This window comes from Acidovorax sp. LjRoot204, from assembly GCF_056175785.1.
Genome location: NZ_JBGFFF010000003.1, coordinates 19,217 through 31,355, shown reverse-complemented (window position 1 = coordinate 31,355; position 12,139 = coordinate 19,217). Strand labels below are relative to the sequence as shown.

Genomic DNA, 12,139 nt, shown 5'->3' with positions numbered 1-12,139 from the left:
GATTACTCCACCACCGAGAACGCGTCGCCATTGTTGCTGGGGTCAACATATTTCCCGGTCTTGTCCTTTCCGAGAAATATCAACCGACGCAAGCGGATCGTGCCGCTGCCGGACCATTGATCGATGACCGTGATTCCCGATGCATCCTGAGACACATACAACGCCGCATGGTTGCCAGTGCCCTGGTTTGGGTACTTTCCGTTGACGAAGGTTGCGATGGCAGTGCCCTTTTTGAGCAGCATATTGCCTTTCACAGAGGCCCCTTCTCTCCAGAGCGATGAGGCTGGAGCTCTGGCGTAGTGCTTAACAAGTGCAACGCAGTGGTGCGTGCCCACGAGCGGTTGCTTGGCCAAGGACTCTGGGTTGTCGTAGATGTATGACATTCGTTTGCTGGCAAAGCCGCACAAACACACCTGTCAGGGCTCGTTCAGGCGTTTGGGGCGGCCGAATTCTAGGAGCGCTGCACAGCCGCAAAACGTGACATTGGAAACCGCTTGTGTGCAGATATTGGTGGCCGCTTGCCTGTCTGCGACCTGCACGAGCCCTACTCTGCCTGCAGATACAGCTCTGCCAATTCTTTCTGTGCGGCAGCGTCAATACCCAGCACGTCCACCAGATACGCCTGCAGACCGCCATAGTCGTTGTCCACCATGTGCAGGGCGGCGTCCAGAAACTCCTCTTGCACACGCCACAGCACGCGCAGCACTTCTTCCGGCGCGTGGCTGCCCATGCCGGGCGGGCGCTGGTAGAGCGTGTTGGTGAGCAGGTAGTCGTGCATGACCACATCGCGCGGTACGCCCAGGGTCAGCAGGATGAGGGCGGCGGCAAAGCCGGTGCGGTCTTTGCCAGCGGTGCAATGGAACACGGTGGGTGCATCGCTGGCGAGCAGCAGGCGGAACAGCTCGGCAAAACGCGGGGCGTTGTCGTGCACAAAACCCCGGTAGGTGTCCTGCATCAGGCCCACGGCGTCTTGCGCCGTGAGCTGGCGGCCGGTGCGTTGCAGCTCCAGCGCGCGCTGCACCACGGTGGGTTCGATGTGCAACGGGTGGTAGGCCACGCCGGGCAGTGCGTAGGCATACGCGGCGCTTTCGGCCTGGCCGCGAAAGTCCACCGCGCGGGCCACGCCCAGGTCTGCCAGCAGGGCCTGGTCCTCGGGCGTCAGGCCCGCCAGGTGGTCAGAGCGGAAGATGCGGCGCCATTTCACCGGGCGGCCGCCGTGGCCGGTGTAGCCGCCGAGGTCGCGGAAGTTGGTGGCGCCTGCGAGGTGGACGGACCGGGTGGGGGCTTGCTCTTGCTGCATGGTGCTTGGCACGGTTGAGTGGTGGGTGGTGGGTGGGGATACGAAAGCAACAAGGATAGTCGGGCACTGCGGCAGCTGCATGTCGCACGGGTGGCTGGAGAACGTCGAGTACGACGGCTGACTGGCTGGCCACCCACCCCGAAAGCCGCCACCTGCGCCACGTCGATATGCAGAATGCGGATATGCAGCGCTTGGTGCCCGTCCCCTCCGATTTGCAGCCCTGGCTGATGGCTGCCGTGGTGGTCAATGCCCCGGCGGCGCTGACGCAATCGCATTTCCCGGCCATGGTGGCGAGCATGCTGGTGGTGCGGCTGGCCGGGCAGGTGGTGTGCCGGGGCGCGCCCGTGCCGCAGTCAGCATGGATGAGCGCCAGCACCACGGCCACGGTGTATGAACACAGCGGGCCGGTGCAGGCCGTGGGGCTGGTGCTGCAGCCTTCGGCAGCGGCGGCGCTGTTTGCCAGTGCGCGTGGAGTGGTGAACACGCTGCGGCCGCTGGCAGACCTGGTGGGCCCTGGGTGGGCGGAGGTGGAACACGCGGTGCGGGCAGCCGCGGACGATGGTGCGCGGCTGCAGGTGCTGTGCGACTTCATCCGCCAGTGGGTTGCGCCGCCATCGCCCTGCGAGGCGCGGCGGCAACAGGCGCTGGCTTTGCTACACGCGGCCAACGACGATGCAAAAGACGCAGGCCAGCGTCTGGGCCTGAGCCAGCGGCAGTTTGAGCGGCGCTTTGTGGCGCACTGGGGCATGGCGCCCAAGCAGTTTCAGGTGATTGCGCGGTTGAACACCGCACTGGGGAGCGCGCTGGCCGCGCCCGACGGCCCTGTGGTGGAACTGGCGGTGGACCAGGGCTACTACGACCAGTCGCACATGGCGCGTGATGTGCGCAGGCTGGCGGGCCAGCCGCTACAGGCCCTGGTGCAGGGCAGCCGCAGGCCGGTCACCGAACACTGGCCCCTGCAGGTGGGCGCACAGGCGCAGCTGGGTCCGCCGCTGGAGGGATCAGCGTCCCTGCGCAGGCGTTGAGCCAGGTACAGCGGCATCACAAACGCGAGACCAATGCCGAAGCAAGCCGCGATGTAAGCCCAGCGCCACGCGCCCAGGCGGCGGTCGGCCGCCACCCAGGCCGAGAACGCCACGGCGGCCAGGTACACGTCGCAGGTGATGCCGGTGGTGAGCGCGTTGGCAAAGGCGTCGCGCCAGAAAACATCGGGCATCACGCTGCCACCGGCCAGAAAGTACACGGTGTTGAAGTACCAGGGGATGGCCAGGCCCAGGGCGGCCAGCAGAAAAAGAAAAACGCGCAGGGGTTGGTGGTGGTGCATCGGTGCATGCGGCCCCCAAAGAAAGAGAGAGGCCTGGGGTAGTGAATCAATGCACCGATTGAATCTGTGCAGCCCCCTCGCCGGCTAGGAAAAAAACGACATGCCCACCACAGGCCTGCACGCCATCAACAGCTGGCCGCCAGCCGCTTACTGCGCAGGCGGCAGCGACGTGACTGCGCCATCCACCGGTAGCTCCTGGCTGCCCTGGGGGCAGGGCTGGTCGGTGTAGGCGGTGCGGCCGTCCCGCACGCATTTGCGCGGCTGCGGCGCCACGGGCTGGGACGCGCCCGCCGGCGCCGGGCGGGCCTGCGCAGCAGCGGGGCGCTTGTCGGGTGGCAGGGACTCGGGCCCGGGGCGGGTGATCTTTTTCCAGGCCTGTTCGGTCCAGGGTCCGGCCTGGGGCAGCCACTGGTCGGCGGTCCACCACGCCGCTGCTGCGGCGGCCAGCAGCAGTGCGGCCAGAAGGGACCAGAGGGCTCGTTCGCGGGGGCTGCGCATGGGGTGGGCCTGCAGTGGGGTGAATGACCACCAAGCTTAAAACATCACAGTGCCCCACCCCACACGGTCACTGCTGCCTGCCTTGGGCCGCAGGGCGCCCGTAGCGCACCGTGAGTGTGGCCTTGCCCAGGCTGTTGGCGTTGATCATGTAGCCCGCCAGCGCAGCGGTGGCGTCGGCAGGCAGGTCCAGGCGTGGCACCTTGAGTGCGTGTACGGTGAAGATGTAGCGGTGCGGCGCATCCCCCTCGGGCGGGCACGCCCCGCCCCAGGCGGCCACGCCGTAGTCGATGCGCACATGGCTGGCGCCTGCGGGCAGCTTGGCGCCGCCAGCAGCACCGGCGTCGGGCTGCAGCTCGGTGACGCTGGCGGGGATGTTCACCACCGACCAGTGCCACCAGCCCGAGCCTGTGGGCGCGTCGGGGTCGTAGGCAGTGACGGCAAAGCTCTGTGTACCCGCAGGTGCGCCGCTCCAACGCAGGGCGGGTGATTGGTTGTCGCCCGCGCAGCCAAAGCCCTTGAACTCGAAGCGCTGGGGCAGCGTGTTGCCTTCGGCAAAGTCGGGGCTGGTGAGGGTGAAGGCCTGGGCCTGGGCGGCCAGTGCAAGGCCCAGGGTGGCGACGGCAGACAGGGCGCGGAGGGGGCGCGAAAGAGGAAAAGACATCCGAAAGGCTCCTTGCGATAGCGGGGTGAAACAAGGACTTGATGGTGCGGTGTGCCACGCCTTCGCACTGGCCCGGCGGCATCAAAGGCTGTGCGCTGTGCGTCAGCCGAAGTAATCAGGGCCTCAGTTGCGAGGGCGGAAAGCCAAAACGCTCGCGGAAGGCCGCGCTGAAGCGGCTGTGCGACTCGTAGCCGCAGCGCGCTGCGATTTCGGACACTTGCAGCGTGGAGCTTTGCAGCAGCACCAGCGCCGTCTCCAGCCGCACATCGCGCAGGCACTGGCTCACGGTTTCGCCCTCTTGTGCCAGGCGGCGCTGCAGGGTGCTGGCGCTGGTGCCAAAGGCAGCGGCGATACGCTCCACCGTCCAGTCAGCCTGCGGGCTGGGGCTCACCAGGCGGCGCACCCGCTCGGCCCAGCCCAGCTCGCCGGGCGGGGCGAAGACGATGCCTGCCTCGGCCAGCATCAGCAGCACCTCGAGCGCGCGGTGTTCGCGCAGCGCCTGCGAGCTGGCATCGCTCTCCAGCGCGGCCAGGGCACGCCGGTAACTGTCTTCAAATGCCGCATCGGCCGCCAGGCCCGCACAGCCCTGCACCGCAGGCACGGCCGCAAACTGGCCGAACTGGCGGTGAAACTGCTCCACCAGTTCGGGTGCAAAACACAGCAGTCGCGCCACATAGCGGCCTTGTGGGGCGGGGTCGTTGACCACCTCCCACTGCGCGCCACGCGGCAGCACAAACACCCGCCCGCTGGGATAGCGGTGCGCCCCGCCCGGTGTGACCAGGTGCTTGGTGCCAGAGACCACCCAGCCCACCGAATCCATGCGCACCGTGACAGTGTGGATGCGGTGGTGCACCGTGGTGGCAATCTGCAACGACAGTGCGGGTTCGACCATCAATCTCTCCCTTGCGGCTCACGTTCCATCATCCGCCCGGCCCCGTGCTGGTTCAAGACGGGCTGCGCGCGGTGGCAGCTTGCAGTCAGCGGGTGCGCTCCCGCGTCACGTTCACGTCGATATCGCCAAACACGGTCACGCCGCTCGCGCCCTGGGGCTGCTGCTGGCTGGCCGGGTCGCTGGAGCGCGCGGAGCCTGTGGTGGTGCAACCCCCCAGTGCCCCCGCGATCACCAAGGCCACCAGCGCGGTGCGCCAAGTGTCTTGGGCGCACCGTGCGGGCGATGCGGTGTGTTCCGTGTGCAGCGGCTTCATCATTCGCCGCCCAGGTGGTTGCCCAGGATGCCCGCCAGCTCAAACATGCCCGCGCTGTCCTTGCCGAACACGGCGCGCAGCTTGTCGTCAGCGACGATGGTGCGTTTGTCCTTGGGGTCTTGCAGGTTGTGGGCCTTGATGTATTCCCACATCTTCTTCACGGCCTCGGGGCGCGCCACCGGCTCGGTGCCGATCACGGCGGCCAGCGCTGCGCTGGGGGCCTTGCCTGCGGCGGCCTTGCGCGGGGCTTTGGCAGCCGTCGTTTTGGCTGCGGCCTTCTTTGCAGGGGTTTTTTTGGCGGTAGCGCTAGTGGCTTTTGCCTTGGTTGCTATTGTTTTTGAAGCGGCGCCCGGACGGGGTGGGAACTTGCTGGGTGCGAATTCAAAGTTGACCTTGCCCGCCTCCTTGTCCCACGCCAGGTGGGCCTTGAAGTTGCGGCGCGTGCGCATGCTCACGAACTTGTCGAGCAGGTCGGTCTTGCCGGTCTCCAGCAGCTTGTGCATCTGCTCGCGCTCCACGGGCTGCTGCAGGATGATCTTGCCGCTCTTGAAGGTGCAGCTGGGCGTGGGCTGCGCCGCGGTGGGCACGGCCTTGCTGCACACATAGTTGCTGCCGTGTTCGTGCACTTCCGATCCGCAGATGGGGCAAGGGCCGAGCGCGGCGTCTTCAAACTCCACGATCTCGCCGGACTCTTCGCCCTTCTTGTCGTCGCCGAAGTCGAACTCGAGCTTGTAGTTGTGCGCCTCTTCGTCGTACTTGATGACGATCTCGGAGGTGAAGGGCCAGCCCGCCTTGGAACGGAAGCCCTCCAGCGGGCCGATCTTCTTGTCCCGCAGCAGGGCATTGGCCTCTGCCGTCTCGAACGTGCGGCCTGCGGGTGATTTGCCGAAGCTGAATCCACAAGGCTCCGCGCCCGCCTTGCCCACACAGGCAAAGCGGCGGTAGTTTTCCTTCACCACACCGCCGCAGTTGGGGCAGGGCGATTCAAGTGTGGCGTAGTCGCCGGGGATAGTGTCGCGGTCGTATTCCTTGGCCTTCTTGACCATGCGCTCGGTCATGGCGGCGATCTCGGCCATGAAGGATTCGCGGCTGAGCTGGCCCTTTTCCATCTGCGAGAGCTTGAACTCCCATTCGCCGGTCAGGTCGGCGCGGCAGAGTTCCTCGACCTCCAGCCCGCGCAGCAGCGTCATGAGCTGGAAGGCCTTGGCCGTGGGGATGATCTCGCGGCCCTCGCGCAGCATGTACTTCTCGGTCAGCAGGCCTTCGATGATGGCCGCACGCGTGGCAGGCGTGCCCAGGCCCTTTTCCTGCATGGCTTCGCGCAGTTCGTCATCGTCGATCTGCTTGCCAGCGCTTTCCATGGCGCCCAGCAGCGTGGCTTCGGAGTAGCGGGCGGGCGGCTTGGTCTTGAGGCCCTTGGGGTCAGCGGCCAGGGTGTTGACGCTCTCGCCAGGCTTCACGGGCACCAGGTTTTGGCCCTTGTCGCCGTCCTTGCCACCTTCCACCTCGTCGGCTGCTTCCTTGCCGTAGATGGCCAGCCAGCCCGGCTTGACCAACACCTTGCCTTCGGTCTTGAAGCTGTGGGGCGCCACGGTGCTGATGCGCGTGGTCACCGTGTATTCCGCGCTCGGGAAGAACACAGCCATGAAGCGGCGCACGACCAGGTCGTACAGCTTTTGCTCGGCCTCGCTCAGGCCGCTCGGCGCCTGCAGCGTGGGGATGATGGCAAAGTGATCGCTGACCTTGCTGTTATCGAAGATGCGCTTGGACGGGCGCACGTAGTTGTTGTTCAGCGCCGTGAGCGCGTGGGGCGCCAGATGCCGCATGCCGCTGTCGGCCAGCATCTCGAAGGTCTGCTTGGCCACCGGCAAATAGTCTTCCGGTAGCGCGCGCGAGTCGGTACGTGGGTAGGTCAGGGCCTTGTGGCGCTCGTACAGGCTTTGCGCCAGGGCCAGCGTGGTCTTGGCCGAAAAGCCGAACTTGCCGTTGGCCTCGCGCTGCAGGCTGGTCAGGTCGAACAGCAGGGGCGATGCCTGTGTGGTGGGCTTGCTTTCTTCGGTGACCGTGGCCTGCTTGCCGCGCACGGCGTTGGCTATTGACTGTGCCTCGGCGGCGGACCACACGCGGTCCGCGCGCATTTCCACATCCTCGCCCTTCTTCCACTTGGGGTCGAACCACTTGGCGGGGTACTCGCCGGCTTCCGCGCCAAAGGTGGCGTGGATTTCCCAATAGTCGCGGCTGATGAACTTGCGGATCTTTTCCTCGCGCTCCACCACCAGCGACAGCGTGGGCGTCTGCACCCGGCCCACGGTGGTCAAGAAGAACCCACCATCGCGCGAGTTGAACGCCGTCATGGCCCGCGTGCCATTGATGCCCACCAGCCAGTCGGCCTCAGAGCGGCTGCGGGCCGCGCTGGCCAGGCCCGCCATCTGCTGCTCGGTGCGCAGCGCATCAAAGCCGTCGCGGATGGCCTGGGGCGTCATGGACTGCAGCCACAGGCGCTTGACCGGTTTGCCCAGAGGCTTGGCGCCACCGGCGTACTGTTCGATCAGGCGGAAGATCAGCTCCCCCTCGCGGCCCGCGTCGCAGGCGTTGATGAGCTGTGTCACGTCCTTGCGCTTGGCCTGCTTGACCACCGCGTTCAGGCGGCTCTTGGTCTTGTCCACGGGCTTCAGGTCAAAGTACGGCGGGATCACAGGCAGGTGCGCAAAGCTCCACTTGCCGCGCTTCACGTCAAACTGCTCGGGGGCCTGGATCTCCACCAGGTGGCCCACGGCGCTGGTGACTACATAGCGGTCGTTCTCGAAGTGGTCTTCGTGCTTCTCGAACTTGCCCGCTACGGGGGTCAGTGCGCGCACGATGTCTTGCGCCACCGAGGGTTTCTCTGCAATTACCAGGGTCTTGGTCATTTTTTGGTTTCTCGCCAGTCTGGCTGTCCGGCATCCGGCCGGTCGCTTCTACAATTCGTTGCCTCACGCGTACACGCGCACGCGCATGTGTGCATATTCAAGTTAACAGAGTTTTTGCCATGCCCCGCACCGCACCGCCTGCAACCCCGACCCCCGCGCAGGGCCGTCGCATCCAGACCCGGCGTTCGGGTGTGCACGGCAAGGGCGTTTTTGCCGTGCAGGATATTGCAGAGGGCGAAGTCCTTGTCGAATACACGGGTGAAGTGATCGGCTGGCAGGAGGCGCAGGACCGGCACCCGCACGACCCCTTGCAGCCCAACCACACGTTCTACTTCCATGTGGATGAAGACCATGTGATCGACGCAAAGTTCGGTGGCAATTCGTCGCGCTGGATCAACCACAGCTGCAACCCCAACTGCTACGCCGACGAGCGGGACGGCCGCATTTTCATCACCGCGCTGCGCAACATCCAGGCGGGCGAAGAGCTGAACTACGACTACGGCCTGATCATTGAAGAGCGCTATACCCCGAAGCTCAAGGCCGAATACCCCTGCTGGTGTGGCAGCCCCAACTGCCGGGGGACGCTGCTCGCGCCCAAGCGCGGCTGGGCACCTCCCGTGCCGCTGCCGCCGTCCAAACCGTCCGCCAAGGCCGCCAAAAAGGCCCGGCGATGAACGCCCCCATCCGCTGGCCTGCCGAGGCCGTCTGGGAAGCGGTGTCACCGCTGTTACCGGGCTTTACTGTCGAGGTGCTGCCCACCATCGACTCCACCAACACCGAATTGATGCGCCGTGCGCGCAACGGCCAGTGCGAGCCCACCTTGCTGGTGGCCGAGCAGCAGACTGCCGGGCGCGGGCGGCTGGGGCGGGTGTGGCAAAGCGATGTGGGGGCTTCTCTCATGATGTCCTTGGGACTGCCGCTGGCCCCCCAGGACTGGTCCGGCCTGTCGCTCGCCGTGGGGGTGAGCGTGGCTGAAAGCCTGCAGCCCGTACTGCCTGCGCTGGGGGCGGGGCAGCCTGCGCGTGTGGGGCTCAAGTGGCCCAACGACCTGTGGCTTGGCGGCGCTGCGGGCGACCGCAAGCTGGGTGGGATCCTGGTGGAGACGGCCAGTTTTGTGGCACCCCAGGCTGTGGCTTCGCAGGCCAGCACCAGCACCGCGCGCTATGTGGTGGTGGGCATTGGCATCAACGTGCTGCCGCGCAGCCCCGAGGGCATGAGCATGCGCCCCGGCAGCCTGCAGGAGGTGGAGCCGGGCCTGGACGCACCCACCGCCCTGCTGCGCATCGTGCCGCCGCTGGTGGCCATGCTGCAGTCGTTTGCGGGCTATGGGTTTGCGCCCATGCAGCCACGCTTTGCGGCACGTGATGTGCTGCAGGGCCGCGCGGTGACGCTGAGCGACGGCCACACCGGCACCGCGCATGGCGTGGGCGATGATGGCGCGCTGCTGGTGCACACGGCCGGTGGCATGCAGGCCATCACCAGTTCTGAAATCAGCGTCCGGCCGGCGGCGGTGCCACCGGTGTGAGACAGCTTCCTCTTCCGATGCGAGTGTTCTTGAAAGGCCGCGCCCCATGCTCCGTCTTGCCGTGATCGTGCTGCTGCTGGCCAACGCGGGCTATTACGCGTGGTCTCAAGGGCTGCTGCGCCAGTTTGGCTATGCGCCGCAAGAGCAGTCCGAGCCCCAGCGCATGAACCAGCAGATCCGGCCCGAGACGCTGCAGATCCTGAAGGTCAACCCCAGCAAGACCTCCTCTGCTGCGCCCCCCGCCCCCACCTCTACTTCCCCATCCCAGGCCACCGCCGCCAACGACTCCCCCACCCCCGCCTCCACACCGGCTGCCCCGGCCCCCGCAGAATCTGCCGAGTGCCTGCAGGCCGGCGTCTTCGACGACCGCCAGGCCGAAGTGCTGCGCACGGCGGCTGCTGGCTTGCCCTCAGGCAGCTGGACGCTGGAGCCCACGCCTGTGCCGGGCCGCTGGATGGTCTACATGGGGCGCTTTGACGACGTGGAAACACTGGACCGCAAACGTGCCGAGTTGCGCGCCCGCAAGGTGGACCACGACCGTGCCGGGGGCACGCTTGAACTGGGCTTGTCGCTGGGCCGCTTCGCATCGAAAGAGGCGGCCGAGCGCGAGCTGGCCAACCTTGGCAACAAAGGCGTGCGCACGGCGCGCGTGATCCAGGAGCGCGCCGAATCCCCCGGCTTCACGCTGCGCCTGTCCGCCGTGAACGACGCGCTGCGGGCACAGCTGGATGTGCTGCGCACGGCCATGGCGGGCAAGACGCTGCGTACCTGCGGCTGAGCACCTTCACCATGAACGAAGAGCCGACATCCATCCAGTGCGGCGAGCACGGAGAGGCCGCACCCACCTACGTGTGTGGTCATCTGTGCCGCCACCCGGTGCAGCGCTGGTTTTGCGATGCACCGTCGCCAGACACCCCTTACCCGGACGCCTGGTGTGCGAGCTGCCATACCGAGCTGCTCAAGACAGGCGGCGAGTGGAACGAACACAATGCGGACTGCCTGGACCTCCAGATCCTGTGCCACCACTGCTACCAGGACGCCATGGCACGCAGCGTGGAGGCCTTGGACGGTGATGCCGAAGCCGCCTGGATCGATGCGGTGACACAGGGGCACCATGCGCTGCGGGACAAGCAGCGCGCACTGGAGCAGGACCACGGCATCTCGCACTTTGAACGCTGGGACTACGACCAGGCGGCAGGCACCTTGACCTTTTCAGACGGCGGTGTGCCCCGTCTGGTGGCTGACATCGAGTTCATCGGCTCCGTGTCGGAGGCCAGCGGCACCTGGCTGTGGGCCTGGGCCAATTTCCACAACGAGGCCCCGGTGGTGTCGCGCATCGCTGCGGTGCGGGAGTGGGGCGAAACCCAAGGCTTCCTGCACCTCACGGTGCCGCTGTGGAAGGGCGATGCCACCGATGGCTGGGAGCTGTCGGGCGTGGCCGCGCAGGTGCTGGGCGCCCAGGGCGTGTACCGCGTGCCCACGGGCCGGGGCTTTTTGTACATGGCCCTGATGTCGGTGCAGCGCGTGGCGTGAGCACGGTTGCTGCGCCAACCCCGGTGCAGCGCTATGGCAACGGTATGGCGCGCGTCTCGCCCTGCCGCATGAGCCAGACGCGGTCCAGCGGCAGGCCACGCTGCGCGAGCGCGGCGGCCAGGTCGCGCGGCGGGTGGTCGAAGGCCTCCTGCGTCAGCATGAACGTGCCCCAGTGCACACCCATGGCCTGCCTGGCTTCCACGTCCAGCATGAGCTGCACGGCGTCCTCGGGTTTCACGTGCATGGGCTTCATGAAGTCGCGGGGCAGATAGGCGCCGATGGGCAATGCGAGAAAGTCCACCGGCCCCAGGCGCTGGCGGATGGCCTTGAAGTCGTCGCTGTAGCCCGTGTCGCCCGGGAACAGAAAGCGCCAGGGCGCAGCCGCCTGCGGGCGCGACCATTCCAGCAGGTACCCACCCCACAGCGAGGCATTCGTATCCCACGGGGTGCGGCGGCTCCAGTGCTGCGACGGCGTGAACACCACGCGCACGCCGGGGGCGATGTCGGCGTGCTCCCACCAGTTCAGCGCGGTGACCGGGCCCATGCCCCGCTGTGTGAACCAGTCGGCCAGCCCCAGCGGTACCACGAAGCGGGGCGACTGGCCCGCGTCGCGCAGGCGGCGCAAGGTGCCGTAGCACAGGTGGTCGTAGTGGTTGTGCGAGATCAGCACCACGTCAATGGGCGGCAGGTCCTCGGGCGCCAGGGGCGCAGGCACACGGCGCGGGGCACCAAAGCGGCCCAGGGGGCCCGCAAAATCGCACAGCGTGGGGTCGATCAGCACGTTGAGGCCCGCCACCTGCAGCAGCATGGAGACATGGCCCAGCCAGGTGATCACGGGCACCTGCTGGCGCTGTGCCAGGCGCGCGGGGTCCACGGGCTGCGTCCACTGCCGGGCAAAGGCCCCGTAGCCGCCCGCAGGCTCGCTGCGCGGCTTGAAATCGCCGCGCAGCGAGCGCCAGACCATTTCGTACCAGGGGAAGTTGCCGATCACCACGTCAGGGTGCGTGTTGGCAAAGCGGCGGGGCGGTGAGGTCATGGCGGGGGCTGCGTCCGTGCAAAAAGATCGGGCCAGGCTACGAGGCCGCATGATGCCGGATGCCCGGTGCTGTGGCGGGTTGCCGGCGCATCAACCCTGCGGCGTGGTGGCCTTGTCCTCTGCCACGCCAGCGGCAGGGCCCGCCACG

General features: G+C 66.9%; 13 protein-coding genes and 1 pseudogene. 5 read left to right on the top strand and 9 right to left on the bottom strand.

Annotated elements, in window-relative coordinates:
• Positions 1-2: 2 nt before the first annotated feature.
• Positions 3-383 carry a BPSL0067 family protein gene (locus AC04MI_RS01115; RefSeq protein ID WP_395457033.1) on the bottom strand — a complete coding sequence of 127 codons (381 nt, stop codon included), beginning with the start codon at positions 381-383 and terminating at the stop codon, positions 3-5.
• A 161-nt stretch (positions 384-544) separates the two neighbouring features.
• A complete protein-coding gene (locus AC04MI_RS01110; protein WP_395458141.1) occupies positions 545-1,300 on the bottom strand; it encodes a tyrosine-protein phosphatase in 756 nt (251 codons plus the stop codon).
• A 194-nt stretch (positions 1,301-1,494) separates the two neighbouring features.
• On the opposite strand from AC04MI_RS01110, the gene AC04MI_RS01105 reads away from it, so the two are divergent.
• Positions 1,495-2,325, top strand: a complete 831-nt coding sequence (locus tag AC04MI_RS01105; protein ID WP_370539890.1) for an AraC family transcriptional regulator — start codon at positions 1,495-1,497, stop codon at positions 2,323-2,325.
• A gap of 53 nt (positions 2,326-2,378) precedes the next feature.
• Here the strand turns inward: AC04MI_RS01105 and AC04MI_RS01100 are convergent.
• From AC04MI_RS01100 to AC04MI_RS01075, 6 genes and pseudogenes are all read right to left on the bottom strand, one after another.
• Positions 2,379-2,624, bottom strand: a pseudogene (locus AC04MI_RS01100) (DUF2834 domain-containing protein); the annotation flags it as partial.
• A 147-nt stretch (positions 2,625-2,771) separates the two neighbouring features.
• Positions 2,772-3,122 carry a DUF4124 domain-containing protein gene (locus AC04MI_RS01095; protein ID WP_192419248.1) on the bottom strand — a complete coding sequence of 117 codons (351 nt, stop codon included), beginning with the start codon at positions 3,120-3,122 and terminating at the stop codon, positions 2,772-2,774.
• A 67-nt stretch (positions 3,123-3,189) separates the two neighbouring features.
• Positions 3,190-3,783: a YbhB/YbcL family Raf kinase inhibitor-like protein gene (locus tag AC04MI_RS01090; RefSeq protein ID WP_436076744.1), complete on the bottom strand. Its 594-nt coding sequence runs from the start codon at positions 3,781-3,783 to the stop codon at positions 3,190-3,192.
• 115 nt (positions 3,784-3,898) lie between these two features.
• Positions 3,899-4,675: a helix-turn-helix transcriptional regulator gene (locus tag AC04MI_RS01085; RefSeq protein WP_436076745.1), complete on the bottom strand. Its 777-nt coding sequence runs from the start codon at positions 4,673-4,675 to the stop codon at positions 3,899-3,901.
• Between the two features lie 85 nt (positions 4,676-4,760).
• Positions 4,761-4,991, bottom strand: coding sequence for a hypothetical protein (locus tag AC04MI_RS01080; RefSeq protein WP_288853149.1), 231 nt, complete (start codon positions 4,989-4,991; stop codon positions 4,761-4,763).
• On the bottom strand, positions 4,988-7,897 hold the full coding sequence (locus AC04MI_RS01075) for a DNA topoisomerase III (RefSeq protein ID WP_436076746.1): 2,910 nt from the start codon (positions 7,895-7,897) through the stop codon (positions 4,988-4,990). Before AC04MI_RS01075 ends, AC04MI_RS01080 begins: the two co-directional genes overlap by 4 nt.
• A gap of 119 nt (positions 7,898-8,016) precedes the next feature.
• Here AC04MI_RS01075 and AC04MI_RS01070 point away from each other — a divergent pair, with 119 nt between their 5' ends.
• Genes AC04MI_RS01070 through AC04MI_RS01055 form a run of 4 tightly spaced genes read left to right on the top strand, consistent with a single transcriptional unit; the run spans position 8,017 to position 10,955 of the window.
• A complete protein-coding gene (locus AC04MI_RS01070) occupies positions 8,017-8,571 on the top strand; it encodes an SET domain-containing protein (protein WP_108500224.1) in 555 nt (184 codons plus the stop codon).
• The gene (locus AC04MI_RS01065) at positions 8,568-9,422 is read left to right on the top strand and encodes a biotin--[acetyl-CoA-carboxylase] ligase (RefSeq protein WP_436075953.1); all 855 of its coding nucleotides are present in this window, start codon (positions 8,568-8,570) and stop codon (positions 9,420-9,422) included. The genes AC04MI_RS01070 and AC04MI_RS01065 overlap by 4 nt, the downstream gene beginning before the upstream one ends.
• Positions 9,423-9,468: 46 nt before the next feature.
• Complete coding sequence (locus AC04MI_RS01060; RefSeq protein WP_436075952.1) at positions 9,469-10,200, top strand: SPOR domain-containing protein; 732 nt, start codon at positions 9,469-9,471, stop codon at positions 10,198-10,200.
• Positions 10,201-10,211: 11 nt separating this feature from the next.
• A complete protein-coding gene (locus tag AC04MI_RS01055) occupies positions 10,212-10,955 on the top strand; it encodes a DUF6882 domain-containing protein (RefSeq protein WP_121941373.1) in 744 nt (247 codons plus the stop codon).
• A gap of 31 nt (positions 10,956-10,986) precedes the next feature.
• Here AC04MI_RS01055 and AC04MI_RS01050 read toward each other — a convergent pair whose 3' ends face one another.
• Positions 10,987-11,991, bottom strand: a complete 1,005-nt coding sequence (locus AC04MI_RS01050) for an MBL fold metallo-hydrolase (protein ID WP_436076747.1) — start codon at positions 11,989-11,991, stop codon at positions 10,987-10,989.
• Positions 11,992-12,139: the final 148 nt, after the last annotated feature.